28 protein-coding genes and 1 other RNA gene are annotated in these 26,941 nt (G+C 37.5%); 21 read left to right on the top strand and 8 right to left on the bottom strand.

Annotated features, from left to right (window positions below; genetic code table 11):
- Window positions 1-32: 32 nt before the first annotated feature.
- From BBI00_RS06575 to BBI00_RS06560, 4 genes are all read left to right on the top strand, one after another.
- Complete coding sequence (locus BBI00_RS06575; protein ID WP_065398011.1) at window positions 33-869, top strand: 1,4-dihydroxy-2-naphthoyl-CoA synthase; 837 nt, start codon at window positions 33-35, stop codon at window positions 867-869.
- Between the two features lie 68 nt (window positions 870-937).
- Window positions 938-1,867 (top strand): 1,4-dihydroxy-2-naphthoate octaprenyltransferase, encoded by a 930-nt coding sequence (gene menA / locus BBI00_RS06570; protein WP_065398010.1) that lies wholly within the window; start codon window positions 938-940, stop codon window positions 1,865-1,867.
- A gap of 17 nt (window positions 1,868-1,884) precedes the next feature.
- On the top strand, window positions 1,885-2,331 hold the full coding sequence (locus BBI00_RS06565) for an SRPBCC family protein (protein ID WP_065398009.1): 447 nt from the start codon (window positions 1,885-1,887) through the stop codon (window positions 2,329-2,331).
- Between the two features lie 142 nt (window positions 2,332-2,473).
- The gene (locus BBI00_RS06560) at window positions 2,474-3,160 is read left to right on the top strand and encodes a metal-dependent hydrolase (RefSeq protein ID WP_065398008.1); all 687 of its coding nucleotides are present in this window, start codon (window positions 2,474-2,476) and stop codon (window positions 3,158-3,160) included.
- A 115-nt stretch (window positions 3,161-3,275) separates the two neighbouring features.
- On the opposite strand, the gene ffs is transcribed toward BBI00_RS06560, so the two are convergent.
- Window positions 3,276-3,373: signal recognition particle sRNA small type (gene ffs, locus BBI00_RS06555), an RNA gene on the bottom strand.
- A 131-nt stretch (window positions 3,374-3,504) separates the two neighbouring features.
- Here ffs and BBI00_RS06550 point away from each other — a divergent pair.
- The 7 genes from BBI00_RS06550 to BBI00_RS06520 all read left to right on the top strand — a co-directional run bounded on the left by BBI00_RS06550 (window position 3,505) and on the right by BBI00_RS06520 (window position 10,319).
- Window positions 3,505-4,107, top strand: a complete 603-nt coding sequence (locus BBI00_RS06550; RefSeq protein WP_065398007.1) for a DUF4199 domain-containing protein — start codon at window positions 3,505-3,507, stop codon at window positions 4,105-4,107.
- 16 nt (window positions 4,108-4,123) lie between these two features.
- The gene (locus BBI00_RS06545; RefSeq protein ID WP_065398006.1) at window positions 4,124-5,074 is read left to right on the top strand and encodes a glycosyltransferase family 2 protein; all 951 of its coding nucleotides are present in this window, start codon (window positions 4,124-4,126) and stop codon (window positions 5,072-5,074) included.
- A 179-nt stretch (window positions 5,075-5,253) separates the two neighbouring features.
- Window positions 5,254-5,634: a hypothetical protein gene (locus BBI00_RS06540; protein WP_065398005.1), complete on the top strand. Its 381-nt coding sequence runs from the start codon at window positions 5,254-5,256 to the stop codon at window positions 5,632-5,634.
- Window positions 5,635-5,828: 194 nt separating this feature from the next.
- A complete protein-coding gene (locus tag BBI00_RS06535) occupies window positions 5,829-6,530 on the top strand; it encodes a GIN domain-containing protein (RefSeq protein ID WP_065399651.1) in 702 nt (233 codons plus the stop codon).
- A gap of 6 nt (window positions 6,531-6,536) precedes the next feature.
- A complete protein-coding gene (locus BBI00_RS06530) occupies window positions 6,537-7,154 on the top strand; it encodes a hypothetical protein (RefSeq protein WP_065398004.1) in 618 nt (205 codons plus the stop codon).
- Window positions 7,155-7,172: 18 nt separating this feature from the next.
- Entirely contained in the window at window positions 7,173-8,888 is a 1,716-nt protein-coding gene (locus BBI00_RS06525) for a phospho-sugar mutase (RefSeq protein ID WP_065398003.1), read from the top strand.
- Window positions 8,889-9,065: 177 nt separating this feature from the next.
- Complete coding sequence (locus tag BBI00_RS06520) at window positions 9,066-10,319, top strand: pyridoxal phosphate-dependent aminotransferase (RefSeq protein ID WP_065398002.1); 1,254 nt, start codon at window positions 9,066-9,068, stop codon at window positions 10,317-10,319.
- Between the two features lie 242 nt (window positions 10,320-10,561).
- Here BBI00_RS06520 and BBI00_RS23045 read toward each other — a convergent pair whose 3' ends face one another.
- Window positions 10,562-10,801, bottom strand: coding sequence for a hypothetical protein (locus tag BBI00_RS23045; RefSeq protein ID WP_123842342.1), 240 nt, complete (start codon window positions 10,799-10,801; stop codon window positions 10,562-10,564).
- Between the two features lie 453 nt (window positions 10,802-11,254).
- Here BBI00_RS23045 and BBI00_RS06510 point away from each other — a divergent pair, with 453 nt between their 5' ends.
- From BBI00_RS06510 to BBI00_RS06495, 4 genes are all read left to right on the top strand, one after another.
- Complete coding sequence (locus BBI00_RS06510; RefSeq protein WP_065398000.1) at window positions 11,255-12,241, top strand: phosphatase PAP2 family protein; 987 nt, start codon at window positions 11,255-11,257, stop codon at window positions 12,239-12,241.
- Between the two features lie 390 nt (window positions 12,242-12,631).
- On the top strand, window positions 12,632-13,354 hold the full coding sequence (gene kdsB, locus BBI00_RS06505) for a 3-deoxy-manno-octulosonate cytidylyltransferase (RefSeq protein WP_065397999.1): 723 nt from the start codon (window positions 12,632-12,634) through the stop codon (window positions 13,352-13,354).
- A gap of 127 nt (window positions 13,355-13,481) precedes the next feature.
- Complete coding sequence (locus tag BBI00_RS06500; RefSeq protein WP_065397998.1) at window positions 13,482-14,144, top strand: histidine kinase; 663 nt, start codon at window positions 13,482-13,484, stop codon at window positions 14,142-14,144.
- A gap of 37 nt (window positions 14,145-14,181) precedes the next feature.
- The gene (locus tag BBI00_RS06495; RefSeq protein WP_065397997.1) at window positions 14,182-14,757 is read left to right on the top strand and encodes a glutathione peroxidase; all 576 of its coding nucleotides are present in this window, start codon (window positions 14,182-14,184) and stop codon (window positions 14,755-14,757) included.
- A gap of 78 nt (window positions 14,758-14,835) precedes the next feature.
- On the opposite strand, the gene BBI00_RS06490 is transcribed toward BBI00_RS06495, so the two are convergent.
- A complete protein-coding gene (locus BBI00_RS06490) occupies window positions 14,836-15,492 on the bottom strand; it encodes an NAD(P)H-binding protein (protein ID WP_065397996.1) in 657 nt (218 codons plus the stop codon).
- Window positions 15,493-15,564: 72 nt separating this feature from the next.
- Here BBI00_RS06490 and BBI00_RS06485 point away from each other — a divergent pair, with 72 nt between their 5' ends.
- The 3 genes from BBI00_RS06485 to BBI00_RS06475 all read left to right on the top strand — a co-directional run bounded on the left by BBI00_RS06485 (window position 15,565) and on the right by BBI00_RS06475 (window position 16,888).
- A complete protein-coding gene (locus tag BBI00_RS06485) occupies window positions 15,565-15,924 on the top strand; it encodes a toxin-antitoxin system YwqK family antitoxin (protein ID WP_065397995.1) in 360 nt (119 codons plus the stop codon).
- A gap of 30 nt (window positions 15,925-15,954) precedes the next feature.
- Complete coding sequence (locus BBI00_RS06480; protein WP_065397994.1) at window positions 15,955-16,311, top strand: MmcQ/YjbR family DNA-binding protein; 357 nt, start codon at window positions 15,955-15,957, stop codon at window positions 16,309-16,311.
- Between the two features lie 67 nt (window positions 16,312-16,378).
- Window positions 16,379-16,888, top strand: coding sequence for a hypothetical protein (locus BBI00_RS06475; RefSeq protein WP_228394729.1), 510 nt, complete (start codon window positions 16,379-16,381; stop codon window positions 16,886-16,888).
- 42 nt (window positions 16,889-16,930) lie between these two features.
- Here the strand turns inward: BBI00_RS06475 and BBI00_RS06470 are convergent, their stop codons facing one another.
- The gene (locus tag BBI00_RS06470) at window positions 16,931-17,851 is read right to left on the bottom strand and encodes a bifunctional riboflavin kinase/FAD synthetase (protein ID WP_065397993.1); all 921 of its coding nucleotides are present in this window, start codon (window positions 17,849-17,851) and stop codon (window positions 16,931-16,933) included.
- 288 nt (window positions 17,852-18,139) lie between these two features.
- Between BBI00_RS06470 and atpD the strand changes: the two genes are divergently transcribed.
- The 3 genes from atpD to BBI00_RS06455 all read left to right on the top strand — a co-directional run bounded on the left by atpD (window position 18,140) and on the right by BBI00_RS06455 (window position 20,910).
- Complete coding sequence (gene atpD / locus BBI00_RS06465) at window positions 18,140-19,648, top strand: F0F1 ATP synthase subunit beta (protein ID WP_065397992.1); 1,509 nt, start codon at window positions 18,140-18,142, stop codon at window positions 19,646-19,648.
- Between the two features lie 81 nt (window positions 19,649-19,729).
- Window positions 19,730-20,011, top strand: coding sequence for a FoF1 ATP synthase subunit delta/epsilon (locus BBI00_RS06460; protein ID WP_065399649.1), 282 nt, complete (start codon window positions 19,730-19,732; stop codon window positions 20,009-20,011).
- Window positions 20,012-20,091: 80 nt separating this feature from the next.
- Window positions 20,092-20,910, top strand: a complete 819-nt coding sequence (locus BBI00_RS06455) for a hypothetical protein (RefSeq protein WP_065397991.1) — start codon at window positions 20,092-20,094, stop codon at window positions 20,908-20,910.
- Between the two features lie 152 nt (window positions 20,911-21,062).
- Here the strand turns inward: BBI00_RS06455 and BBI00_RS06450 are convergent, their stop codons facing one another.
- The 4 genes from BBI00_RS06450 to BBI00_RS06435 all read right to left on the bottom strand — a co-directional run bounded on the left by BBI00_RS06450 (window position 21,063) and on the right by BBI00_RS06435 (window position 26,736).
- Window positions 21,063-23,258: a B12-binding domain-containing radical SAM protein gene (locus BBI00_RS06450; protein ID WP_065397990.1), complete on the bottom strand. Its 2,196-nt coding sequence runs from the start codon at window positions 23,256-23,258 to the stop codon at window positions 21,063-21,065.
- A gap of 126 nt (window positions 23,259-23,384) precedes the next feature.
- Window positions 23,385-24,263 (bottom strand): DMT family transporter, encoded by an 879-nt coding sequence (locus BBI00_RS06445; RefSeq protein WP_065397989.1) that lies wholly within the window; start codon window positions 24,261-24,263, stop codon window positions 23,385-23,387.
- A 79-nt stretch (window positions 24,264-24,342) separates the two neighbouring features.
- Window positions 24,343-25,614 carry an aminotransferase class I/II-fold pyridoxal phosphate-dependent enzyme gene (locus tag BBI00_RS06440; protein ID WP_174715432.1) on the bottom strand — a complete coding sequence of 424 codons (1,272 nt, stop codon included), beginning with the start codon at window positions 25,612-25,614 and terminating at the stop codon, window positions 24,343-24,345.
- Between the two features lie 84 nt (window positions 25,615-25,698).
- On the bottom strand, window positions 25,699-26,736 hold the full coding sequence (locus tag BBI00_RS06435) for a PLP-dependent cysteine synthase family protein (RefSeq protein WP_065397987.1): 1,038 nt from the start codon (window positions 26,734-26,736) through the stop codon (window positions 25,699-25,701).
- Window positions 26,737-26,941 lie beyond the last annotated feature (205 nt).

Raw genomic sequence — 26,941 nt, 5'->3', positions numbered from 1 at the left:
AATTCCGTATCTTTGAGAAAAATTTTTATAAGATGATCGAGTGGAAAACCGCTAAGGAATACGAAGATATTACCTATAAAAAATCTAACGGAGTAGCAAGAATTGCTTTCAACAGACCGGAAGTGCGTAACGCTTTCAGACCAAAAACAACTTCAGAATTATACGATGCCTTTTATGACGCCTATGAAGACCCTTCCATAGGAGTGGTATTGCTTTCAGGAGAAGGACCAAGCCCTAAAGACGGTGGCTGGGCTTTCTGTAGTGGAGGAGACCAGAAAGCAAGAGGGCATCAGGGATATGTAGGAGAAGACGGAAGACACCGTTTGAATATCCTTGAAGTACAGCGTCTGATCCGTTTCATGCCGAAAGTAGTGATTGCTGTGGTTCCGGGATGGGCCGTTGGTGGCGGACACTCTCTTCACGTAGTGTGTGACCTTACTTTAGCAAGTAAAGAACATGCGATCTTCAAGCAAACTGATGCTGATGTGACAAGTTTTGACGGTGGGTACGGATCTGCTTACCTTGCTAAAATGGTAGGACAGAAAAAAGCCCGTGAGATCTTCTTTTTAGGAAGAAACTATTCCGCTCAGGAAGCTTATGAAATGGGTATGGTAAACAAAGTTGTTCCTCATGCGGAACTGGAAGATACAGCTTACGAATGGGCTCAGGAAATCCTTGCAAAATCACCGACTTCTATCAGAATGCTGAAGTTCGCCATGAACCTTACAGACGATGGAATGGTTGGTCAGCAGGTATTTGCAGGAGAAGCAACCCGTCTGGCATATATGACCGAGGAAGCTAAAGAAGGAAGAAATGCATTCCTGGAAAAAAGAAAACCGAACTTCGGAGACGATCAATGGATTTCATAACATTGGTAATGAGTAATAAGTAATGAGCAGTTCATTACTTATTACCCATTGCTTATTACTTATAAATTATGACTGATTGGATAAAAGCCGCAAGGCTCAGAACTTTACCGCTGTCTTTAAGCGGGATTATTATGGGAGCTTTCATTGCGAAATGGAGGCTGTACAGGGAAGGCGGAACATGGGACTGGAAGATTTTTGCACTCGCACTTTTGGTAACGCTTTTGTATCAGATTTTATCAAACTATGCCAATGATTATGGCGATGGGGTAAAAGGAACCGATGCAAAGAGAATCAATGAAGCAGAAGCAAGAGCGGTAGCATCAGGCAAAATTACGGCGAAGCAGATGAAGAATGCAGTGATTCTTTTTTCAGCATTGTCTTTCATCGCTACCATTGCGCTATTGTATGTTGCTTTCATTCCGGATTATATGAATGAGTTTTACATTTTCATCGGATTGGGAGTTGCCAGTATTTTAGCAGCAATCGGGTATACAGTAGGGAAGAAGCCTTACGGTTATATGGGATTGGGAGATATTTTTGTCTTTATTTTCTTCGGATTGGTTTCAGTATGCGGAAGCTATTTCCTGTTTACAAAAACATTCAGCTGGGATATGCTATTACCGGGAACTGCTGTAGGAATGATGAGTATGGCGGTTTTGAACCTGAATAATATGAGAGATATTGAAAGTGATAAATTATCAGGAAAGAACAGCTTTGCATTAAGAATCGGATTCAAAAATGCGATGATCTATGAAATGATCCTGTTGCAGCTTCCATTGGTACTGATCCTTATCTTTTTAGGAGTAAACGGATTTATACAACAGCAAAACTACTATGTTTTTATGGTAATGATCCTGCTGTTCCCGTTAGCAAAACTGAGAAGGAATATCATGTCGGTAAAAGAGCCGAAAGAATTAGATCAATATTTAAAGCAGGTTGGGATTATGACGTTTGTAATGGCGATTCTTACCGCAGCCGGACTTAATTTATTTAACTAAATCTAAAATATTATATCATGGATTCTAATGTGTATGTGGAAGCTCAGATGCTTATCAGAAAACCGGTTGAAGATGTTTTTGAAGCATTCATCAACCCCGAAGTCACTACTCATTTCTGGTTTACAAAATCTACCGGAAAATTGGAAGAAGGAACAGAGGTAACTTGGGAATGGGAAATGTACGGTGTAAAAAACGTAGTGAAAGTTCACCAGATTATTCCGAACCAACTGATCAGGACAGAATGGGGCGAGCCTTCTGTAAACGTAGACTATGAATTCAAAACGATGGAGAACGGGACTCTGGTTGTCATTAAAAGCTACGGATTCAGTCAGACGGGCGAAGACCTCCTGAAGGAAATTAATGACAATACAGGTGGTTTTACGACGGTTTTAGACGGTTGTAAGGCGTATCTGGAACATGGGATCAATCTGAGACTTATTGAAGATAAATTCCCGTCGAAATAATAGATTATCAATCAATAACGCTTTTGCGTTTTTAAAAACACGGATGGCACAAATGCTTTCACGAACGCCGCTCATCGTAATGGCCTGTTGGTGAAATTATTTGAGTCATTTGTGTTTAATCATAATTGAAATTAAATTTACAATGAAAATACAATTCTTAGGGCAAAATTGTTTCCTGTTCACGTACAAGGACAAAACAATTTTAAGTGACCCTTTCTACAATTACAAAAAAGCGGAATCAGGTTTTGATATTACCGCTCAGAAAATCGATTACATCCTGTTGACCCATGCCCATGGAGATCATATTGCAGATGTAGCGGAGGTATTACAGCATTACCCGGAAGCAACCGTAATCGGAGTACCGGAAGTATGCGGATATTTTACACAGGCAAAAAATACAGATGATGTGAACTTGGGAGGATCGGCAAAAATCGACGATCTTAAAATTTCCATGGTTCCGGCTCATCATACAAGTTCTTTCCCGGATGGAAGCTACGGAGGCGTTCCTGTAGGGTATATTTTCAGACTTCCTGAAGGTAAGAATATCTATCTGGCAGGAGATACGGGAGTAATGGCAGATATGGAGCTGTTTCCAAGGTTATACGGGAATATTGACCTTTCTATCCTTCCTATCGGGAGCCATTACACAATGTGCCCGAGAAAAGCGTCTTTTGCAGCTGCAGAATTATTAAAAACACCTAAGGTAATCGGATGTCATTTCGATACTTTCCCTGCCATTGAGATCAATCATGAAAGTGCATTAAAGCATTTTGCAGATAAAAATGTAGAACTTGTTTTACCAAAACTAGGGGAGACCTTCGATTTTTAATCGATTATAAGACTGAGGTAATCTGAAAATTAGAAAATGAATATGATGCGTAAGGTATTAAAAACAAAAAAAGATAATTATCAAATTACCTCTCTTCTCACTTTAAACCAAAAAAAAATGGCAAGCTACCTAAATCACACCGCTACGACCGATTACCTTTGCTGCGTTCCCACCCTGGAGGATTCTCAGGAGCTGGTTGTTTAGGACTTGCCGTTGCAAAGGTAGGAAATATTTGTTAACTTCAAAACTTTATTAAAGAAAATTAGTCGAAAAAATGCAGTGGTAGAGCTAAACAGCTGACATTTAGAGGAATAATTTTTCAACTTTTTTCTAAAAAATTAAATATGACGAAAAGTCCATCAACACTAGGAATTATACTTTTTATTGCTACAATGATCGTTTTCTTTGTAGTATACACTTTTTTCTCAGGGATCAACTATTTTGATATCTCTCTGAAAGCCAATGCATTTGTTTTGCCCGTTTTATATGCCGGAGCCGCTTTCTGGTCCGTAAAATCATACTGGAACAACCATAGAGTAGTAAGTTTCAAAGAAGCTTTCAAAAGAGCATTTATTCCGATGTTCATCGGGGGAATTCTTTCCATTTTCAGTATTTATGCCTTTTTAAACTTTGCAGATACTGATGCCAAAAAACTGCTGAACTACCAGTATGTTCAAAGACAAAAATCAGAATTGGATACAGAGTATACTAGTGCGAGAAAGATCCTGAAGCATCAGAAAGATATTGATGAGCTGGATCAGAAGTATAAAGAAAGGCTTCAAAGCTTTACTCCAGAGGCTGTAAAAGGAAAAGATATGCTTACCGCAAGTCATTTTTCAGGATATTTTGCAGCAATTCTTATATTTTACGTAGTTTTGTCGGTGTTTTTCGGAGCGTTTTTCAGAACAAGAACCATTCATCAGCCCGAAGAAACAAATCAAGCCTAATTTTTATTAAAATTAAATGAATTTATCTATAGTTATTCCGTTACTGAACGAAGAAGATTCTCTGGAAGAACTTTTTTCAAGAATTGACAACGTTTGCAAAATCAGCAATTTATCTTATGAAATCTGGTTTGTAGACGATGGAAGTACGGATTTGTCGTGGAGCATTATTGAGAACTTAAAAGTACAGCATCCTCAGGTCCATGCCATTAAGTTTTCCAGAAATTACGGAAAATCACAGGCGCTTCATGCAGCCTTTTCAAGAACAAACGGAGATGTGGTAATCACCATGGATGCCGATTTACAGGATTTCCCTGAAGAAATTCCGGAGCTGTACAATATGGTGATCAATGAAAATTACGATATTGTTTCCGGATGGAAGAAGAAGCGTTTTGATAATGTAATGACCAAAAATATTCCGTCAAAGCTATTCAATGCAGCAGCAAGAAAAGTTTCGGGGGTGTATCTTCATGACTTCAACTGCGGGTTGAAAGCGTACAAAAAACAGGTGGTGAAATCTGTGGATGTATATGGCGATATGCACCGTTATATTCCTGTATTGGCGGCCAACGCAGGTTTCAGAAGAATCACAGAGAAAGAAGTACAGCACCAGGCAAGACCTTACGGAACTTCAAAATTCGGAACGGAGAGATTTATCAGAGGCTTTCTGGATCTGGTAACCCTTTGGTTTGTAAGCCGTTTTGGAGGAAGGCCGATGCATTTCTTCGGAGCTGTGGGAACTTTAATGTTTATTTTCGGTTTCCTTTCAGCGCTTTGGCTGGGAATTTCAAAGCTGATTGATGTTGCGAGAGGAATCTACGGACACTTAATCACCAATAACCCATGGTTTTTCATTGCCCTGACGATGATGATTCTGGGAACACTTCTGTTTGTGGCAGGATTCCTGGGAGAAATGATCATCAGAACCAACCGTGAGCATAAGAATTATAATATTGATGAAGTGATATAAAAAAAGATTGATTTTTCATTTGAAACATTTTGAAAACCGGTCTTTTTCACAATATGCTTCATCGCATAATACATACCTTAGAAAGTCTTGCTTTCTAAGGTATTTTTTTATTTTAATATTCATTACAAGCTGGGCTTACCGTTGTTTTTTATCTTTGCAAAAAACAATAACTCCTGTTTATGGTATTCAAATTCAGATATTTTTTCCTTTGTTTTGCTTTGCTAAACGTCTTTTCCTGTTCATCCCGTAAACTTGTAGGTTCCTGGGAGTTCATAGATATTTACGATGGAGAAATCCGTCAGACCGACACATTGAAAACCAGGACAGGCAATTCCAGATACGGAGCAGGAATTCTTACTTTTTATCAGGATAAAACCTTTACTTCAATAGGGAATAGCGGGACGTACCAGGCAGAAAATGCCCTGCTGAAAATGAAATATAGCGATGCAGAAGATACGGTCTCAATGAAAATATCCCATCTCAGTAAAGATGAGCTGCTTTTATTTTCAATTACCGGAAGCCCTAAAACCTGGTTTTATAAAAAAGTGAAAGAAAAGTAAAACAGTCTTTTTCCGTAAACTCAAAAATTGAAAATTATCAGGTATTTTATTGTCAAATGACAAAGTTTTTTACAAATTTTAATCCTATTTTTGTTAAACAATAGTATTGAAAGTTTCTATGGCGGGAATACAAACCGTTTCAGAAATTTCAGTACCGGATCATTATGATTGAAATAGAATATTTAAAATTAAATATGAAAAAAGTATTGTACACATTGATGCTGGCAGCGGTAGTTTCCTGCGGAAAAGTTTCTCCCAAAGGAAATATTGAAAAGAAAGATGTGGATGTTTCAGAATTTGTAAATCTCGATCTGAGCGGTAAATTCAGGGTATTTTATGCCAGAGGACCAAAAAACTTTGTGGAAATAGAAACTTACCCGAATGTTGCCGGTAACCTTGATGTGGATGTAAAAGACAAAACACTTTTCATTAAAGAAAAAAGAGGAACAAAAGGGGTAGATTTTTACAATGTAACGATCTATTCAAAATATAACCTTGAAAAAGTGGCGGTCTCGGATTCTGTAGAAATGAATATTTCAAGCGAAATTAAAACCGATAATTTCAGACTTAATCTGAAAAATTATGCTACCTTCATGGGATCTGTCAATACCAGAAGAGCAGAAGTGGAAATGCAGAACAGAAGCCGCGCCAACTTCCTGGGACTGACAAAAGATGCCGTGATAAAAATTTCAGACACAGCAAGTTTAATTGCTCCTTACTGGAAAATCACCAACCTGAATATCGATTCCAAAAACGGAAACTATGCAGAGGTTAATGTAAAAGACTCTTTGAAAGGAAATATTCAGAATACGGCAAAATTTATCTATTACAACGATCCCATCAGGGCGTTTAAAGTAGAGAAGACAACAAAGGTGGAAAACAAAAAACTGGAGTAGAAGAGGTTGGAAGAAGAGAAAAAACAGTACGAGATTGAATCATTGATTATGATTGATTATAAAGATCATGTGAGGCTTCGTCCTCATATGTACTTTCAGGATTGTTTTGAAAAGAATAATTTAAATTCAATTGTAATAGGAGCATTATGTCATGCAATTGATGAATATCTAGATTATCATTGCGATACTATTTTCATTAAAGTAAAAGAAAATTTCTTCGAGATAAGCTACAACGCAGGAATGTCACTTGAATCAGTGAATGATATTACTAAAGCAGAATGTATCATGACTAAAATAGGAGCCTGTAGCAATGAAAAAAAACATTTAGAAGTTGGTGCAGAGTTTTGCCGTATAGGCATGGCATCAATTAATGCAGCAGCTAAAAAATGTGAATTAAGTACAGTATGGAAGAATCAAAAAGGAAATTTTATTTTTGATCATGCAGATATTATTTCTAGAAATATTTCTTTTATTGAAAGCCCCGGAGAGTTTACCATCATAAAATATGAAATGGATAAAGAAATCTTTGGAGATTTATCATTCGAAATGAATGACCTGCAGTTAGAATTAAATAAATTGAAAGAAAAACTGCCTAATTTAAAAACGGAACTTTATAAACTATAAAAAGAACAACATACAAATATGGATACAGTTGAAAAAGCGAAACTTTGGTTAAGTGAGACGTTCGATGAAGAAACGAGAAATGCAGTACAGCTATTAATTGACAGCAATTCTCCGGATCTGGAAGATTCTTTCTACAGAGAACTGGAATTCGGAACAGGAGGAATGCGTGGGATAATGGGTGTAGGAACCAACCGCTTGAATAAATATACATTGGGACAGGCCACCCAGGGGCTTGCGAACTATATGTTGCAGCAGTTCAAAGGAGAAGAAATCAAAGTGGCCATTGCTTATGATGTCCGCAATAACTCAAAAGAATTCGGAAAACTTGTAGCAGATGTTTTAACCGCTAACGGAATTAAAGTATTGCTTTTCAAAGATCACAGACCGACTCCGGAATTGTCTTTCACAGTTCGTGATAAGAAATGTAACGGGGGAATTGTATTGACAGCTTCTCATAACCCACCTGAATATAATGGTTACAAAGTATACTGGAATGACGGAGCTCAGATTGTTCCGCCCAACGATGAAGCAATCATCAATGAAGTATATTCCGTAAAATTCGATGAGATCAGATTCGATGGAAATGATGACCTGATCGAATGGATCGGGGAAGAGCAGGATGATGTTTATATTGATGCTTGTATCGAAAACTCTACTTACCAGAATGTGGGTAAAGAAAACCTGAATATTGTATTTACTTCCATCCACGGAACTACTTATACCACCATTCCAAAAGCATTGGCGAAAGCAGGGTTCAGGAAAGTTGACCTTGTTAAAGAACAAATGATCCCAAGCGGAAATTTCCCGACTGTAGACTCTCCGAACCCGGAAGAGCCGGCAGCACTGGAAATGGCCATGGATCTTGCAAGAATCACCAATGCAGACATCGTAATCGGAACCGATCCGGATGGAGACCGACTGGGAATTGCTGTAAGAAATCTTGACGGTGAAATGCAGCTGCTGAACGGTAACCAGACCAATACGATCCTTACGTATTACATTCTGAACGAATGGAGAAAACAGGAAAGAATTACAGGAAAAGAATTCATTGGTTCTACCATCGTAACTTCCGATATTTTCTATGATATTGCTCAGAAATTCGGTGTAGAATGTAAAGTGGGTCTTACAGGATTCAAATGGATTGGAAAAATGATCCGTGAAGCAGAAGGAACACAGAAATTTGTTTGTGGTGGCGAAGAGAGTTTCGGTTTCATGACCGGAGATTTCGTACGTGATAAAGACTCTTGCGGAAGTATTCTTTTGGCATGTGAAATTGCAGCGTGGTGCAAAGCCAATGGAAGAACGATGTATCAATACATGATAGAAATTTATCAGGATCTTGGAATGTATTATGAAGGACTGATCAATATCGTAAGAAAAGGAAAAGAAGGTGCTGAAGAAATTCAGAATATGATGAAAGATTTCCGTGAAAATCCTCCAAAAGAATTGGCAGGTTCATTAGTGGAAGAAGTGAAGGATTTTAAAGAACAGACAAGCCTTACCGTTTCTTCGAATGAGAAAAAAGTAATGAATGATATTCCAAAATCCAATGTACTGATCTATTATACACAGGATGGAACAAAAGTTTGTGTACGACCTTCAGGTACAGAGCCGAAGATAAAATTCTACGTTTCTGTAAAAGATTCAATCACCTCAGAAGCGGATTTCAGAGATAAACTAAAATCACTGGAAGCTAAAATTGCAGCTGTTAAAACAGATTTAAAGCTGGATTAATTTCTGAAAAAAAGCAGATGATAAAAAGTAACAGCAGTCTGTCTGCTGTCTGCAGCCGGTACCACCAAAAAACTAAAGAACTAATATCCGTCTGCGATATCCACATCCCTGTGGGTCAGCAGGAAAGAAAATCAATTTGAGTAGAATATATTAGTAAATTTTTAAATAAAAAATAAAGTGAAAGTTTCAAAATTAGCAGCGAACCTGATCGGTTCTGAAATTGTAAAAATTGGTAACGAAGTAAATGATCTAAAAGCAAAGGGAGCAGAAATTGCCAATCTTACTATTGGTGACCTGAATTCTAATATCTATCCTATTCCGGCATTGCTGAAGGAGGAGATTCAGAAAGCCTATCAGAATAATCTGACGAACTACCCACCTGCGAACGGACTTTTATCTTTAAGAAAAGAAGTTTCCAGAGACTTAAAAAACAGATGGAACCTGGATTACTCTCCAAACGATATTTTGATCACAGCAGGATCAAGACCACTGATCTATGCAGTATACAAAACAATTGTAGATGAAGGCGATAAAGTGGTATATCCTACACCATCATGGAACAACAATCATTATGCTTACCTTACTTCAGCCAATGCAGTAGAAGTAAAGACAAAACCTGAAACCAACTTCCTTCCAACAGCAGAAGATTTAAAACCGCATCTGGATGGAGCCGTTTTATTAGCACTTTGCTCACCGCTGAACCCTACAGGAACAATGTTTACTAGAGAGCAGCTTTCAGAAATCTGTGAACTGGTAATTGCAGAAAACAAAAAGAGAGGTGCAGATGAAAAACCTTTGTACTTAATGTATGACCAGATCTATTCTAACCTTACTTTCGGTGCAGAACACGTAGATCCGGTTTCTCTTTTCCCTGAAATGAAAGAATATACGGTATATATTGACGGGATCTCAAAATGTCTTGCTGCTACAGGTGTACGTGTAGGATGGGGATTCGGGCCTGCTCATATCATTGATAAAATGAAAGCGCTTCTTACGCATGTGGGAGCATGGGCACCGAAACCGGAACAGGAAGCCACCGCAAAATTCTATGAAAACCCTGAAAATGTAAATGTTTTCGTAGAGGATTTCAAAGGAAAACTGGAGGAAAGTTTAAAAATTCTTCACGGAGGAATTCAGGATTTAAAAGGAAAAGGATTAGCTGTTGACAGTATTGAGCCAATGGGAGCTCTTTATCTTACCATCAAATTAGACTATATCGGGAAAACAAAACCTGACGGAGCAGTTATTGAAAACTCTTCAGATCTGGTATTTTATCTGATCAATGAGGCAGGAGTGGCTCTGGTACCATTCTCAGCGTTCGGAGAAGAAAAATCTGAACCTTGGTTCCGTGCTTCTGTAGGTGGACTGGCAACTGATGAGATCAAAGTAATGCTTCCAAAACTGGAAAATGCTTTGAGTAGCCTGAAATAATTGTAAATAAACAGAGATGCTTCGGCTTCGCTCAATATGACATCGTCACAATACACAAATAGTATCAGGACTGTCACGCTGAGTAAAGTCGAAGCATTTTTTATATAAACTAATTATTACATGAAACTTACCCGGAAATACTTTCTTGAGACAAAATATTTATTTTTTTCAACATTGACCATCATAACAATAGTGATTGTAAGTGTTTGGCTTTCTGGAAAAGCAGACCACCGTTCACTATTTCAGAATTCCATTGTATCAACCTCTGTTTTGGCAGGAAGTTTTTTACTGTTTATAACTACCGGGTTGTATTTTGGTTTAAAACTAAAAGACAATGTCGGAAATATTTTAAACAGAGAACGGTTACAAAGATACGCTGATAAAACCCCGAAATTTAACGGGTTCGATTTTGATCCTCCTGCTGTAGGAGACGGAATAGGAGGCGTTATTCTTTCTATTCTTTTATGGATTGTCTTTTCCATTTTGCTTATTTTTCTCTCTTATTTCTTTGGACTTTTCTTTTGGTCAGCTGTATTATTGCTCGGAGCTATTTTATATTGGCTATTTTTCAGAGCATTGCGTTTGGTTTTTAAAAATTCACGAAAATGTAAAGGAAATCTTTTAAAAAGTTTTGGTTTCGGACTCTTTTACTCCTTTATATACATTTCCTGGATCTATGGGATTATTTTTGTGATTCAATATTTGAACTGATCATGTATTATTTGAAACTTAAGTGGACTCAAGTGTTTAAAATAAAAGCTTTTGTGACTTTTGTGGTTTATAATTTCAGGCAATTTTAAAAAAGTCTAAACAGTTCTTGACAAAAAAAATTAAATAAACCTTAAAAATAACACAAACATTTTGTACTACGGGTAACAAGGAATTACCTTTGGGTTTTTACACACCCAAATATAATAGAGTTGAAAACAACAACGATGAAAACGCTGAGATTTCTGCTGCTGCCGGTATCTGTATTGGTATGTTCACAGGAAGTCGATACTTTGAAAGTCAGTGAATTATCAAAAAAATCCGTGTTGCCTGAAACACAGACTTATACTTTAAAGGATGGCTCGGTCAGGACCTATCCCAAACCAAAACTCCTGGATTTTGTGACCAAATTGCCCCGAAACTTTATCAATACCAATAAAGACTTTGTCGCAAAAGATCATGCTTATTATTTGGGAGGTGCGGTAGCCGGTACACTGATCCTTCTTCCTTTTGATCAGAAACTGATTGACAACTCAAGAGAACTGGGCGAAAGATGGGGAATGGATAAGGATAATAATTATACCAAAGTGGGGGGTGTCTTTAAAATTCCTAAAGATATCGGTTCTGCAATCTACCTGATTGGAAATGGCTCTACGTTGGTACTGCTTGGGATTGGTTTCGGAACCTATGGTCTGATCAAAAATGACTATAGGGCACAGGCTACTGCAAGCGGATTGATGGAGAGTTTAATTCTTTCCGGAGTATTTACCCAAACCATTAAAAGAATTACCGGAAGGGAAAGCCCGTTCATTGCTGAAGAATATGGTCATAAAGGCGGTGCATGGAATCCTTTTCCGAGCTTTTCGGCATTCAGCAAAAATACTTCGAATTATGATGCGATGCCATCGGGCCATTTAACGACGTTTATGGCTGGTATTACGGTAATTGCGGACAATTATCCGGATGCACGATGGATCAAGCCGGTAGGATATACCTTGGCAGGGGCTTTATGTTTTCAGATGATGCAGAGTAAAGTTCACTGGGCCTCAGATTATCCGTTAGCATTGTTAATGGGTTATTTTATCGGGAAGACCATCTCAAAAAGCAGATATACTTCTTCAGAAGGCACTATAGGAAAAACCAAATACAAATTTGACCTGATGGCATCCCGCCAGTGGGAATACAATATGGTAGGAGTAAAACTATCATTTTAATTTATTGACTCATTTAAAAATCTATACCCAATTCTCACATTTTCATTTGAAGATGTGGGAATTTTTCTTTTTTAAGACCGGAAATGATGTGAGATAAAGTCTCAGTTTCAATAAAATGTTAAATATTAAACCTGTAAAGGTTTTTATCCTGAAAATACGATAAATACAAATTCGTTAACGCTTAAAGACCAATATACTTTCGCTGAACGAGTGCCTTTTGCGATCCTAAAATATTCACAGCTCAAAAAGATATTCTTTGCGAACTTTGTGATTAAAAAACTTATTCCGGGTTCACGTTAAAATAGTTTTCACTACATTTGGTCTGAATAAGCAGTATCACCTGTCTGAAGATGATAATGCCCTAGAAAGACTTAATAAATTTTTTACTGAATGAAAATAATTGCTGTCATCCCCGCACGCTATGAAGCAAGCCGCTTTCCGGGAAAACTGATGCAGATCCTAGGAGAAAAAACCGTTATTACCACCACTTATCAGAATGTTGTAGAGACAGGACTCTTTGATGAAGTTTTTGTGGCTACAGACTCAGAAATCATCCTTGATGAAATTGTAAAAAACGGCGGAAAAGCAGTAATGACCGGACAGCATGAGACAGGAAGCGACCGTATTGCAGAAGCGGTACAGAATATTGACTGTGATATTGTGATCAACGTGCAGGGAGATGAACCTTTCCTTAAGCTGGAACCTTTGCAGCAGCTGATTGAGGTTTTCAGACATGATACCAGGCAGGAAATTTCATTGGCATCCCTAAAGATCAGGCTATCTGAAAAAGAGGAAATTGAAAATCCGAATAATGTAAAAGTGATTACCGACAACAATGGATTTGCCCTATATTTCAGCCGTTCTGTTATTCCTTTTCACAGGGAAGTTTCCTATGATATCAGCTATTTCAAACATATCGGAGTGTATGCTTTCAGAAAAGAAGCTTTATTACAGTTTTCAAAATTAGAGATGAAACCTTTGGAAATTTCAGAAAAAATCGAATGCATCCGTTATCTTGAATATGGAATGAAGATTAAAATGATTGAAACCAATTTCATCGGAGTAGGGATTGATACTCCGGAAGACCTTGAAAAAGCTAGGAAATTAATTTAAAAACAGTTTAAAGCGGTTTTTGAAATGAGAAGAACAGGCAAAATTGATCCTGCCGGACTTCTCGGCAATCTCCGTCTTTTGCATTTTATCTCAAATCCCCTTATATTTGAATTTATAAATAAAATTAATGAAGAAGTTATTATTAGTATTCGGACTGATATTTTCACACCTTACATTTGCACAGACGGCAAAGGAAATTATTGATAAAAATATTGAATTATCCGGTGGCCTGACCAACTGGAAACTTTTAAATTCAGTATTGCTTCAGGGAAAAGTGGTGTTGGGAATTAAAGATGAATATCCGATAAAAATTTATCAGCAGCGTCCGAATCTTACCAAAACACTCATTACTACAGGCGGAAAAGAAACTGCCATTGAAGGTTTTGACGGAACTAAAGGGTATGCCATGAATTATGCTGCCAACAAACTGCAGGAATATCCTGAATACGTTCCTGAAAGTTTTGATAATGATTTCATTGATTGGGAAAACAAAGGTTTTGATGCAAAATATCTTGGAAAAGAAAAAGTAGGTGAGATCTACTGTCACAAAGTAGAACTGACTAAAAATGTCAATAAGAACATTTATTATTTCGATACCAAAACATATATGCTTCTGAAGGAAATCAAAAAAGATGAAACATTGGTCTATTCCGATTATAAAAAAGTAGGAAACCTTGTAATGCCTTTCAGAATTGAATCCTCAAGCCCTAAGAAGGACGGAGACTATGTGATGTTACTCAATAAAGTGGATGTCAATAAAGTATTTCCTGCCAATATTTTTAAGTTTTAATTCAACGGCGGCACAGGCTGCATCAAATTAATAAAAAATGAAAAAGATTTTTTTACTGCTGCTTTCCTTTATGGCATTTTTACAAAGCTGCACCAATCAAAAAAGTGAAATTTCTAAAGCCAAAACCAAAGAACTTATGGGAAAAACAATATATGATTTTACAGTAGAAAGCCTTGAAGGTAAGGAAATCAATTTTGCTGATTTCAAAGGGAAAAAGATCCTGATCGTCAATACCGCTTCAGAATGTGGATTTACTCCTCAGTATGCTGATCTTGAAAAAGTGTATGAGCAGTACAAAGATAAATTGGTAGTGGTGGGCTTCCCTGCAAATAATTTCGGAGGACAGGAACCGGGAACCAATACTGAAATCGGAGCGTTTTGCCAGAAAAACTATGGCGTAACCTTTCCATTGGCTGCAAAGGTTTCTGTAAAAGGAGATGATATGGCACCGATTTTCAAATACCTGACAGAACAGGAACTGAACGGAGTAAAAAATACAACCATTCTATGGAACTTTACCAAGTTCTTACTGGATGAAAACGGAAAACTGATCGATACTTTTGTAAGTACAACAAAGCCTACTGATGAGGCCATTACAAAATATCTGAAATAATATAACGATACAATTGGTATACTTAAAGTGGATTCCCGGAATCCACTTTTTTATTTTTAAAGATATAAAGCTTCAACTCTAATCGTTACTTTTTTCAGCAAAACAAAATATATTTCCGAGCTTAATACTGGAGTAGCCGTTGCTTTTTATTTTGGAAGAATTGATCATTGCCTTGGCAAGAATATCTGTGGGTAAAGGTTTCTGACTTTCCAGAAGACCTAATTTATTGGCAAATCTGATGATACGGCTGCCCAGAACCTCTCCGGTTCTTTCAGAATTTTTCCGCTCAAGCATTCCGGGTTTGAAAATCGTGATTTTATTAAAATGCAATTGTTTTACGGCTTCTTCCAGCTCACCTTTCATTCTGGAATAAAAAATCCTGGAATCCGGGCTTGCCCCATAGGCTGAGACCAGAATATAATCTTCCACATCATTTTCTCTGGCTGCTTTTGCAAACTCATACTGATAATCAAAATCTACCTTGCGCTGGGCTTCCTTACTTCCGGCATCCTTTAAGGTGGTTCCCAGACATGAAAACGCCACGTCTCCCTTCACCATTCCTTTCCACTCTTCAGGTTTTTCAAAGTTGACAACGTGTACATGAAGCCTGTCATTCTGAATATCAACAGGTTTTCTCACAAAAATATCCACTTCCTCAAAATCTTTGTCATTGAGCAGCTGATTCACTAAATCCTTTCCTGTAGCGCCTGTAGCACCGATTACCAAAGCTTTCATAATAATAGGGTTTGATGAGATGATGATTTCTTTCTTAAATTTACTAAATTTGATTTAAAGTTTAAACATTTTATGGGATTAAAACAACCATATAAAATCCGGGTTTCTTTTGATGATATTGGACACGGAGAAACAGCTGCAGAAGAATTTTTTTATAATAATGAACATTTCAACGGTTATCTTGTCTTTGATTATCATCCTAACGGAACGATTATGTATGAAGAAGAAATCAGGAATGGGGTTGTTATGGGATGGGTGAACGAATACTATGACAACGGAATCATGAAAAGGGAAAAAATATGCGTGTATAGCATACAGAACTCTATTATGTTCAGAACGTTTGACGAAGATGGAAAAGAAACGGATTTTGGTTTGTTAATCTCCCCTGAAACCTATGAACAATATCTTTCAGAATACCATCTTTTAGATTGAAATACACTCATTACCTTACTCAAAAAAACTATGGACGCTAACGAAATATTAGATTATTGTCTCGCCAAAAAAGGAGTTACGGAAAGTTTCCCTTTTGATAATGAAACACTTGTACTGAAGGTAGATACTAAGATGTTTCTGCTGATGGCTCTTGAGAAGCAGCCCTTATCCATCAATGTAAAAACAGATCCCGAATGGAGTGCAGAGCTTCGTGAGCAATATCCTCAGATCACAGGAGCTTACCATATGAATAAAACCCATTGGAATTCTGTAATGACCGACGGCCTGAAAAGAGAGCTGATTTTTAAACTTATTGATCAGTCATATGATCTGGTTTTTAAATCTTTGACTAAAAAAGCGCAGAATGCAGTGAACGGTTCTCTATAAATGCTTTAAGGTACGGAATTTGTTATCCATTATCAGTGAAATATCTAACCCAATAAATATAATACAAATGCGAAATCACCTTTTATTATTCATGGCAGCAGGTACACTGATGGTATCAAGCTGTACCCAACCGGAAAAGAAAAATCAGCCGGCACCAGAATCCGGCGCTACTACAACTGCAACAGAAAACACAACTTCAGAAAAAGTGCCTGAAAATCTTAAACTGGAATTTTCAGGAACAGACAATTTTACCATTAAAAATGCCAAACTGAAGGTAAGCCTGTACGGCGTTGATGAACATTTAGCTGATGCTCCTGCAACTTTAATTGCCGAACATGAATACGAGAAGAAATCAATTCCTTTTACCATTGATTTTCCAATGCCTGCGGATGCTGCAAGCAAAATTACCCCTAAACCTATGGGACCGGCGAAGTATTATGTTGCACTGACCTGGGATTCAGACGGTAACGGAAAGGCTGGAGAAAAAGGAGATATCTTTATTGATCACGATAAAGCATTTCCTAATGTGAAACTGACTGATGAAACTCAGAAGATCTATTTAAAAGTATTGAAATAAACTGAAAAGGGCTATTCAGTGATGAATAGCCCTTTTTATATCTTAAAAATTAAATTCTTCTGTCAACCGTTTATCTTCATCCAGTCTTTCAATCAGTTTTTCAAGACCTTCAAATTTAATTTCATCATGAAGGAAATCTCTGAACCTCACGGTTATTTTTTCATCGTAAATATCATCATCAAAATTCAGGATATACACTTCCACCGTTAGCTTTTCTCCATTTACGGTAGGGTTGGTACCTATGCTCAGCATTCCTTTGTATTGCTGGCCTTTTACCAATACTTCTACAATATAAGCGCCTTTTTTAGGTAAAAGCTTAATCGGTTCCGTATCAATATTGGCAGTAGGGTACCCAATGGTTCTGCCTATTTTTTTTCCGTGAACTACAGTGCCTGATACTGAGTAGGGATACCCCAGCATTTCGTTGGCATCTTGAATATTCCCGGTTAAAAGGGCATTGCGAACTTTGGTTGAACTGATATTGTTTTCATGGATATTGATCGCTTCCATTTGTTCTACTTCAAAGTCCAGCTCTTTGGACAGTTTCTGAAGAAGCTCAAAATTTCCGCTTTTATTTTTTCCGAAAGAGTGATCGTATCCTATAATAAGATACTTTACGTTAAGTTTTTCAATTAGAATCTGACGTACAAACTCTTCTCCGGTAAGATTTCTGAACTCTTCATCAAATTCTTTAAGAAAAAGATTATCAATACCATATTTCTGGATTAATTGCTTCTTTTCTTCAATCGTATTCAGAAGTTTCAGGTCTTCATTAGGATTAAAAACAAATCTTGGGTGCGGCCAGAAAGTAAGAATCGCAGTTTCCAGATTATTTTCTGTACCTACATTAATCAATTCATCAATAATACTTTTATGCCCGAGATGTACTCCGTCAAACATACCTAAAGACAGTGCTAGAGGCTTTTGGGAGGAATAATCTGTAAAATTCTTGAAAACTTTCAAAACGGAAAAATTTTGATTGCAAATATAAAGCCTTTATTTTGATTCTGACGATTGATAGATCAGCGAATTTGAAAAAATGAAAATGAAAAAATCTGAAAAAATATCAGAAGAAATAATAAAATATAGTCTTAAATCGCATAAATATTATAAAAACCGTATTTGATTCTGCTCTCTATTCCGTAAATCCTAATGCCTGCTGTCTTTACAAAAAGCATGATAAAAATCTTTTTTTTACCAATTGCGGGTTTATGAAGAATCACTATATTTGCACCAAGAAAAAATTTAGCAATGGCAAACCAAATTAAAGGTAAAATTTCTCAAATTATTGGTCCGGTAATCGACGTTGTCTTCACAGATGTGGAAGCAGTTCCTGCAATCTATGACGCGTTAGAAATTACAAAAGAAAACGGTGAAAAAGTAGTTTTAGAGGTAGAACAACATATTGGCGAAGATACAGTAAGATGTATTGCAATGGACGCTACTGACGGTCTTAAGAGAGGTCAAGATGTAATCGGATACGGAAATCCTATTACTATGCCAATCGGTGAGGCAGTAAACGGAAGACTATTCAACGTTGTTGGTGATGCTATCGACGGACTTCAAGATATTTCTAAGGATGGTGGTCTTCCAATTCACAGACCAGCTCCAAAATTTGATCAATTATCAACTTCAGCAGAAGTTTTATTTACAGGTATTAAAGTAATCGACCTGGTTGAGCCTTACGCAAAAGGAGGTAAAATCGGTTTGTTCGGTGGTGCCGGTGTAGGTAAAACAGTATTGATCCAGGAGTTGATTAACAATATTGCAAAAGGACACGGAGGTCTTTCTGTATTCGCCGGAGTAGGTGAAAGAACGAGAGAAGGAAATGACCTTTTGAGAGAGATGCTTGAATCAGGAATTATCAAGTATGGTGATGATTTCATGCACTCTATGGAAAACGGAGGTTGGGATCTTTCTAAAGTAGATTTAGAAGCTATGAAAGATTCTAAAGCTGCATTCGTTTTCGGACAGATGAACGAGCCGCCAGGTGCGAGAGCGAGAGTAGCCCTTTCCGGTCTTACATTAGCTGAGTACTACAGAGACGGTGGAGAAAGCGGACAAGGTAGAGACGTACTTTTCTTCGTAGACAACATCTTCCGTTTTACACAGGCTGGTTCTGAGGTATCTGCACTTCTTGGTCGTATGCCATCTGCGGTAGGTTACCAACCGACTCTTGCTTCTGAAATGGGGGCGATGCAGGAAAGAATTACTTCAACTAAAAACGGTTCCATTACTTCAGTACAGGCAGTATATGTACCTGCGGATGACTTAACTGACCCGGCTCCTGCGACTACGTTTGCTCACTTGGATGCAACTACGGTACTTGACAGAAAGATTGCTTCATTAGGTATCTATCCAGCGGTAGATCCATTGGCTTCTACTTCAAGAATCCTTGCTCCTGAAGTTATCGGTCACGATCACTACAACTGTGCTCAAAGAGTAAAAGAAATCCTTCAAAGATACAAAGCACTTCAGGATATCATCGCAATCCTTGGTATGGAAGAACTTTCTGAAGAAGATAAAGCGGTTGTTTACCGTGCAAGAAAAGTACAGAGATTCTTATCTCAGCCTTTCCACGTAGCAGAGCAGTTTACAGGTATCCCGGGATCTTTGGTAGACATCAAAGATACAATCAAAGGATTCAACATGATTATGGATGGTGAATTAGATCACTTACCGGAAGCAGCTTTCAACCTGAAAGGAACTATCGAAGAAGCTATCGAAGCTGGACAAAAAATGTTAGCTGAAAACGCATAAATTATTAACAATTTGAGATTTGAAATTTGAAATTCGATGAGTAATTTCAAATTTCAAACATCAAATTTCAAATTTGTTTCTATGAATATAAAAATATTAACACCAGAATATGTAGTTTTTGAAGGAGAAGTAAACTCTGTATTACTGCCTGGAAAAAATGGTGAATTTCACATCATGAAAAACCACGCAGGAATTGTTTCTTCTTTAGTTGGTGGGAAAGTGAAGCTGTTTACAAACTCTGTAGATGAAGCTTACGCTAAAAACCTTACCAAAGAAAATGATAAAGACTCTGTTTTTTCTTATTCTATTAAAAGCGGTGTTGTAGAATTTAATCATAATAAAGGAATTATCCTTTGTGAATAATTAAATGAAAAGCTAAATATATTTTCAAGAAAGTGTAACTTTGTGTTACACTTTTTTTATTTATGTAAAAGTCTGGTTCTATGAAGAAAAGTATAATCATATTCTTTACAGTGCTGGGCATCTTCCTCCATGCCCAGAACATTAAAACGAAAAGAGGAATCATCAATCTGGACGGAATTCCGGTAGCGAAAATTTCGAATAAATCCAACGAGTATACTTTCATGGACCTGAAAGAAACTCCGCTGTACACGATAAAATTTATTGATAAAAGTATTGTGGATTCTGTCAGGGACAGCTACATCCAGATCAATAGAGTATATAACAGGGAAAAAACGATCGAAGTAGACTATTCTTCACCTTCTGCATTCTCCGGAGAAGAAAAATCTGCAGTGTATACTTCGGTGAAAGATTTTAAGATCATTGACAATAAAGGGATCAATGTAAAAACGCTGGATGAGCTGTTCTCCAATGTTCCTAAAAGAAAGCTGGATACTAAAACCAAGGATGCCTATACCATCAGAAAAAAGATTGATAAAATGAATCTTGAAGTCAATAAAGTAGGTGAGATCTTAAGCAATGGTGTTCCTGTAGGCTACTTTACCAATCTTCCGGTAAGTTTTGGTTCGGAAGATACAATAATGGATAAAACTCCTATTGATATTGAGATCTATGATGCGAAAAGCAAACTTATCGGACGGTATATTACCACGACCAAACAGTTGAAAACGGCAGGAGGAAAGTCTTTTACCATTTATAAGGAAATGTCCGGAAGAGCATCTATTCTCAAGTTTCCCACTTATAAAGCTCTTGCAGAACGTATGGCAATCATGGATCCGAACTTTATTAAAGTTCAGGAAAAGGTATCGGTAGGACCGGTTACGAAAGATACGCCTAATTAATCTTTATCGTTCCAGGTGTTGCCAAGACCTAAAAAGGACAGCCCGATCTGAATACTCAGAAATAGTCTGTGTCATCAGTAAAATCAAGAGAAAAAATTATCCAACAGGAAAAATCTACTATTGCAAAATCCCTGCGAAAAAATCCGAAAATTTTATAAACTCAAAATAACCCCGTTTTCTCTCAATTGCTGCATCGGTTTTGAGAACCAGAACAGTTCGAAATCCTCAAAATTCTCCTCGAATTGATTCTTAAGTTGTTGAATAGTAGGTTTTTTCTGATTTTGTATAGCATTTTCATCCAGAATTTCCATCAGCCATTTCGCCTTGTCTTCTTCCAGCTCAACCTTCACAATATTGGTTTTTAAGTGGAATGTGAGAAGCGTATACGCACCGGAATATTTCTTTTTATTTTTTATGCGATTCTCAGCGATTACATTTTTGGTTAAAAAGATCACTTTTGAGTTAAGCTTAAGATTAAACTGGCCGTCGTCCAAAAGACAGTCATGAATATAGTCCGGATGAATTTTTGTTCTTGGAATTTTAAAATCAAACCATTCCTGAAGAGGCAGTTCAAAATTAATTCCGTGCATATAATTGAAAAGAGATTTTTTTAATCCGAAACTGAATTTATTATGATCAATTCCGGTACTATCTTTAAAATCTACATCGTTGTTGGCAAACTGTATTTCCTGTTTTATCGGGATCACTCCAAAATCTTCAGGGCTCATTCCAACCGGTGAATGGGCGGTCATGGCAAACTGGTGCCAGAATCCACTTTGAAGAATTCCCATTTCAAACATCTGACGGACCATTTCCAAAGAGTCTACGGTTTCCTGAACGGTTTGGGTAGGGTAGCCATACATCAGATAGGCGTGCACCATGATCCCTGCTTCCGTGAAATTTCTTGTCACATTGGCAACCTGTTCAACAGATACTCCTTTGTCAATCAGTTTCAGCAAACGGTCGCTGGCCACTTCCAATCCTCCGGAAACGGCAACACACCCGGAAAGCTTCAGAAGATAACACAGATCCCGGGTAAAGCTTTTTTCAAAGCGGATATTCGTCCACCAGGTAACAACGAGATTTCTTCTAAGGATTTCTAATGCAACTTCCCGCATCAGGGCAGGAGGAGCTGCTTCATCTACAAAGTGAAACCCGGTTTCGCCTGTTGTCCGGATCAGTTCTTCAATCCGGTCTACCAGTATTTTTGCGGAAATAGGTTCATAGATTTTGATATAGTCTAAAGAAATATCGCAGAAGGTACATTTTCCCCAGTAGCAGCCGTGGGCCATAGTCAGCTTATTCCATCGTCCGTCACTCCATAGGCTGTGCATGGGATTGGCGATTTCAATTACAGAAATATATTCGTCAAGTTTCAGATCCGTATAATCAGGAGTTCCTATTTCAGCTTGTTTATAATCATGCCTTTTGGAATTATTTTTATAAACTACTTCCTGATCTTCAAGTAAAAAAGTTCTTTTATATTGCGGTTCTCCGGTTTGCGCGGAATGACAAATATTTTCACAGAGAAGCTCAATAGGAAGCTCGCCGTCATCCAGGGTAATAAAATCAAAAAATTCAAATACCCGCTGATCTTTAACTTCTCTAAGTTCGGTATTCGGAAAGCCTCCGCCCATAGCAATCCTGATGTGCGGATAATGCTTTTTGATAAACCATGCAGATCTGAAACCGGAATATAAATTTCCCGGAAACGGAATGGAAAAGCAGATGAGCCTGGGCTGTACCTGTTCTATTTTTTCACGGAGAATTTTTAAAGTAAATTCATCGATAAAAGTAGGTTCACCGGATAATTTTAAATATAATTCGTCAAAAGAATTGGCACTTTTTCCAAGACGCTCTGCATACCTGCTGAAACCGAAATCAGCATCAATATTTTCAACAATATAATCTGAAATATCTTCTAAATAAAGGGTTGCCAGATGTTTTGCCTTATCCTGAAGTCCCATATTCCCGAAAGCAAATTCCATATCATCCAATTGGTTGAAACGGGAGGCTTCCGGAAGAAAATTCATACTGCAGATCTGTCTGGCCAGAGTAGGAATTTTCCCCTGTAAAAAAGGAATAACCTGATCAATTGTTTTAAGATATTCTTCCCGCAGTGCAAAAATCCGCCGGGAATTTTCAGATGCATTCTGAAGATCAGTTTTTTTGCCGAAAACCTTCTCTAATCCACTTTTTGAAAATAATTCCAGAATGACATCAATACCCAGATCTACCTGATAAGCGGAAATATTTTTGGTATTCAGGAATCCTTTAATATAGGCCGTTGCAGGATAAGGAGTATTGAGCTGGGTAAAAGGCGGAGTAATAAGAAGCAGGTCTTTCAACAGAAATTTTTTGCAAAGTTATTCTAAAGTTTTTTCAGAAAAAAATTTTTTGTTCTGATTATAAACAGGATTGAAATATTGGTGGGAACTCTTTCTTTTCACAATAAATCACTTATTCTCCACTACTTAAGCGTGAACCGTACTTTTTCTGTCTGAAATTACATTCAGGATAACTCCCAGCAAAATAAGGGTAATTCCAATGAATAAATTGGTGGTAAACTTTTCATGAAACATAAATACACTTACCATCACAGCAACTACAGGTTCCAGTGCCCCTAAAATAGCAACCGGAGTTGAGCCGATACTTTTAATAGCATACACCAGACACAAGCTGGAAATAACGGTTGTAAGAAATGCAAAAGTGAGGAAATTAATAAAAAGGGTTGTTGATGGAATTACGAATGATTCATGTCCTATCACTGACTTGGTCATGAAAAATAAAGAGGTAAAAAGCATCGAGTAGAAGGTAAGCTTAAACCCTGAAACTTTTAATTTTGATTTATTGACAATGACCATATAAAGGGCATAAAACAATGAACTGAGCATAACGATACCTAACCCAGCAAAATTAATTTCAAAACCGCTTTCTTTGAGGCATAATACAATAACTCCTGCAAAGGCAAGAAATAATGAAACAATAGACAGTTTGGTAAGTCTTTCCTTGTAAAAGAAAAACATGATCAACGCTACAATTACGGGATAAATGAACAAAACCGTAGAGGCAATTCCCGGGGTGAGAAAATCATATCCTATAAACAGAAATTCAGAGGAAAGGGCATAGCATATTCCCAGAATAGCCAGTATCAGCGCTTCTTTTTTATTAATCTTAAAATTTTGCATGGAATACATAAGATATCCGCCCACCATGATAGCTGAAAAGAAGAACCTGTAAAACAGGGTGATATCCATTGAAAAATGAGCCTGCTTGATCGGCAGGATAAAAATCGGAATCAGTCCATATGAAACAGCCGACAAAACGCCCAATATATAGCCTCTGAGTTTCATTTGTTGTATATAGTTTTTAATAGTTTTTTCAACAAAAAAACCACTGAATGAATCAGTGGTTTTTTTTATTTTTTCAAGATTAAATCGGTTTAAAACTTAATCCCTGTTCCTGCAGTATCAGTTGTTCCTGCTCTTTATAGTAACCACCTACTAATTTATCATGAATTGCTTCAAATGCTGCGAGAGTTTCATTGATCTCAGCATCTGTGTGGGAAGCGGTAGGAATTAATCTTAAAAGAATCATTCCTTTCGGAATTACCGGATATACCACCACCGAAGTAAAGATTCCGTAATTCTCTCTCAGGTCTTTTACCAATAGAGTAGCCTCTACAGGAGTTCCCTGCATCATGACCGGAGTTACACAGGTATTGGTATCACCAATGTTGAATCCTCTGTCTCTTAATCCGTTCTGCAGTTTATAAACATTCTCCCAAAGTTTAGCTTTGATCTCTGGTCTTGTTCTCAGCAATTCCAGTCTCTTTAATCCTCCGATTACCATTGGCATCGTCAGAGATTTTGCGAAGATCTGCGATCTAAGATTGAACTTCAGGTATCTGATGATCTCTTTGTCACCCGCAAGGAATGCTCCGAAACCGGCCATAGATTTGGCAAAAGTGGAGAAATATACATCGATCTGATCCTGGCATCCCTGCTCTTCACCAGCTCCGGCACCTGTTTTACCAAGCGTCCCGAAACCGTGGGCATCATCTACCAAAAGTCTGAAGTTATATTTTGATTTAAGGTCACAGATCTCTTTCAGTTTTCCCTGCTGTCCTCTCATTCCGAAAACACCTTCTGTGATCACAAGGATACCTCCGCCGTTTTCTTCAGCCACTTTAGTCGCTCTCTGAAGGTTTTTCTCAAGGCTTGCCATATCATTATGCTTATAGGTAAACCTTTTTCCTGAATGAAGTCTTACCCCATCTACGATGCAGGCATGGGAATCCATATCATAAACAATAACGTCATTTCTGCTTACAAGGGCATCAATAGTAGAAACCATTCCCTGGTAACCGAAATTCAGTAAATATGCTGATTCTTTTTGTACAAAGTCTGCCAATTCTCTTTCCAGCTGAAGGTGCTGATCTGTTTCACCAGACATTGCTCTTGCTCCCATTGGGTAGAACATTCCGTATTCTGCAGCCGCTTGCGCATCCGCTTGCTTTACTTCAGGATGATTACACAATCCCAAATAGTCATTGGCACTCCAGAAAATTACTTCTCTACCCTGGAACTGCATCCTCGGGCCGATAGGTCCCTCTAATCTCGGGAAAATAAAATAGCCTTCACCATAATCTGCAAATTGTCCAAGAGGTCCTGGATTTTCTTTTATTCTTTCAAAAATATCCAACATTGTATCGTAATTTTTAAGTAAAAAAGCCTTTCTTGTAGAACACGCAAAAGGCTTTATTTATATCGTGATTTTATTTTGTTCTTATTTGATAAACTCCGTTTTGAAAACTTCGTCGTAGTTGTGAACACAGTTGTTGACAAACCCCTGTTCAGCCATCCACTTATCACTGTACACTTTGGTAATGTATCTTGAGCCGTGGTCAGGATAAATTAAAACGATTACATCATTTTCAGTCAGCTCATGAGACTGTGCATATTGTATCAGCCCCTGAGTTACTGCTCCGGTGGTGTAACCTCCCATGATGGCTTCTTTCAAAGCAATCTCACGGGTCCTGTAGGCGGACATTTCATCATTTACCCTTACAAACTCATCTACTTTGTCGAAAAGAAGGGCAGAAGGGATAAGATTTTTTCCCATTCCTTCAATTTGATAAGGATGTACATCTTCTTTATGGATTTCTCCTGTCTCGTGATAGCTTTTCAGTATCGATCCGTCTGCATCCACCCCGATAATTTTAATATCCGGATTCTTTTCCTTTAAAAACTTCGCTGAACCTGATAAAGTACCTCCGGTTCCCGTACATGCAAAAAGGTGAGTGATCTTACCTTCCGTCTGTTCCCAGATCTCAGGACCTGTGGTTTGATAGTGGGCATCAATATTCAGCTCATTAAAATATTGATTGATGTAAATGGAATTTGGAGTTTCCTGGGCAATTCTTTTAGCCACTTCATAGTATGATCTTGGATCATCCGCTGCTACGTTGGCAGGACAGATATAAACCGTTGCACCCAATGCTTTCAGATAAGCGATTTTTTCAGGCTTGGTTTTATCGCTTACCGCAAGAATACATTTATATCCTTTGATGATACATACCATCGCAATAGAAAACCCAGTATTTCCGGAAGTAGTTTCTACAACTACAGAATCTTCTTTAAGTAAACCTTTCTTCTCTGCGTTTTCAATAATATGAAGTGCGATTCTATCTTTGGTGGAATGTCCAGGATTATATGATTCTAACTTGGCATAAACGGTTGCTGGAATATCTTTTGTAACAGTATTTAGCTTCACCATAGGAGTATGTCCTATCAGGCCAAGGATATTATCGTAAACATTACTCATTATTTGTTATTTTCAATAAAAATCTGACTGCAAAAATACAAAAAAATAAATAATTACTAAACTTTTGTTTGATTTCTAGGCGTGTTTCAGTAAAAATCTATTTTGGCATTTATAGTTTTATCACGACTATCGTCGCAAATACTATTCCAAAATTTTTAAATTTTGTTAAAACCCGCATAAAATAATATAAAAGCCTTATTTTCGC

Origin of the sequence: Chryseobacterium arthrosphaerae (assembly GCF_001684965.1) — a bacterium.
Taxonomy (GTDB): domain Bacteria; phylum Bacteroidota; class Bacteroidia; order Flavobacteriales; family Weeksellaceae; genus Chryseobacterium; species Chryseobacterium arthrosphaerae.
This window is presented reverse-complemented; position numbering and strand designations above follow the sequence as displayed.

What these genes read in the sequence shown, in the direction of transcription:
- BBI00_RS06495 (WP_065397997.1), top strand. Translation starts at nt 14,182, where the DNA reads ATGAAAAAGATTTTTTTACTGCTGCTTTCCTTTATGGCATTTTTACAA.
- BBI00_RS23045 (WP_123842342.1), bottom strand. Translation starts at nt 10,801, where the DNA reads ATGGAAAAGACAATCCATAAAAGAATAGAAAGAATAACGCCTCCTATT.
- BBI00_RS06445 (WP_065397989.1), bottom strand. Translation starts at nt 24,263, where the DNA reads ATGAAACTCAGAGGCTATATATTGGGCGTTTTGTCGGCTGTTTCATAT.
- BBI00_RS06475 (WP_228394729.1), top strand. Translation starts at nt 16,379, where the DNA reads ATGCGAAATCACCTTTTATTATTCATGGCAGCAGGTACACTGATGGTA.
- kdsB (WP_065397999.1), top strand. Translation starts at nt 12,632, where the DNA reads ATGAAAATAATTGCTGTCATCCCCGCACGCTATGAAGCAAGCCGCTTT.
- BBI00_RS06485 (WP_065397995.1), top strand. Translation starts at nt 15,565, where the DNA reads ATGGGATTAAAACAACCATATAAAATCCGGGTTTCTTTTGATGATATT.
- BBI00_RS06490 (WP_065397996.1), bottom strand. Translation starts at nt 15,492, where the DNA reads ATGAAAGCTTTGGTAATCGGTGCTACAGGCGCTACAGGAAAGGATTTA.
- BBI00_RS06550 (WP_065398007.1), top strand. Translation starts at nt 3,505, where the DNA reads ATGACGAAAAGTCCATCAACACTAGGAATTATACTTTTTATTGCTACA.
- atpD (WP_065397992.1), top strand. Translation starts at nt 18,140, where the DNA reads ATGGCAAACCAAATTAAAGGTAAAATTTCTCAAATTATTGGTCCGGTA.
- BBI00_RS06435 (WP_065397987.1), bottom strand. Translation starts at nt 26,736, where the DNA reads ATGAGTAATGTTTACGATAATATCCTTGGCCTGATAGGACATACTCCT.
- BBI00_RS06455 (WP_065397991.1), top strand. Translation starts at nt 20,092, where the DNA reads ATGAAGAAAAGTATAATCATATTCTTTACAGTGCTGGGCATCTTCCTC.
- BBI00_RS06510 (WP_065398000.1), top strand. Translation starts at nt 11,255, where the DNA reads ATGAAAACGCTGAGATTTCTGCTGCTGCCGGTATCTGTATTGGTATGT.
- BBI00_RS06535 (WP_065399651.1), top strand. Translation starts at nt 5,829, where the DNA reads ATGAAAAAAGTATTGTACACATTGATGCTGGCAGCGGTAGTTTCCTGC.
- BBI00_RS06545 (WP_065398006.1), top strand. Translation starts at nt 4,124, where the DNA reads ATGAATTTATCTATAGTTATTCCGTTACTGAACGAAGAAGATTCTCTG.
- menA (WP_065398010.1), top strand. Translation starts at nt 938, where the DNA reads ATGACTGATTGGATAAAAGCCGCAAGGCTCAGAACTTTACCGCTGTCT.
- BBI00_RS06575 (WP_065398011.1), top strand. Translation starts at nt 33, where the DNA reads ATGATCGAGTGGAAAACCGCTAAGGAATACGAAGATATTACCTATAAA.
- BBI00_RS06525 (WP_065398003.1), top strand. Translation starts at nt 7,173, where the DNA reads ATGGATACAGTTGAAAAAGCGAAACTTTGGTTAAGTGAGACGTTCGAT.
- BBI00_RS06480 (WP_065397994.1), top strand. Translation starts at nt 15,955, where the DNA reads ATGGACGCTAACGAAATATTAGATTATTGTCTCGCCAAAAAAGGAGTT.
- BBI00_RS06540 (WP_065398005.1), top strand. Translation starts at nt 5,254, where the DNA reads ATGGTATTCAAATTCAGATATTTTTTCCTTTGTTTTGCTTTGCTAAAC.
- BBI00_RS06565 (WP_065398009.1), top strand. Translation starts at nt 1,885, where the DNA reads ATGGATTCTAATGTGTATGTGGAAGCTCAGATGCTTATCAGAAAACCG.
- BBI00_RS06560 (WP_065398008.1), top strand. Translation starts at nt 2,474, where the DNA reads ATGAAAATACAATTCTTAGGGCAAAATTGTTTCCTGTTCACGTACAAG.
- BBI00_RS06500 (WP_065397998.1), top strand. Translation starts at nt 13,482, where the DNA reads ATGAAGAAGTTATTATTAGTATTCGGACTGATATTTTCACACCTTACA.
- BBI00_RS06460 (WP_065399649.1), top strand. Translation starts at nt 19,730, where the DNA reads ATGAATATAAAAATATTAACACCAGAATATGTAGTTTTTGAAGGAGAA.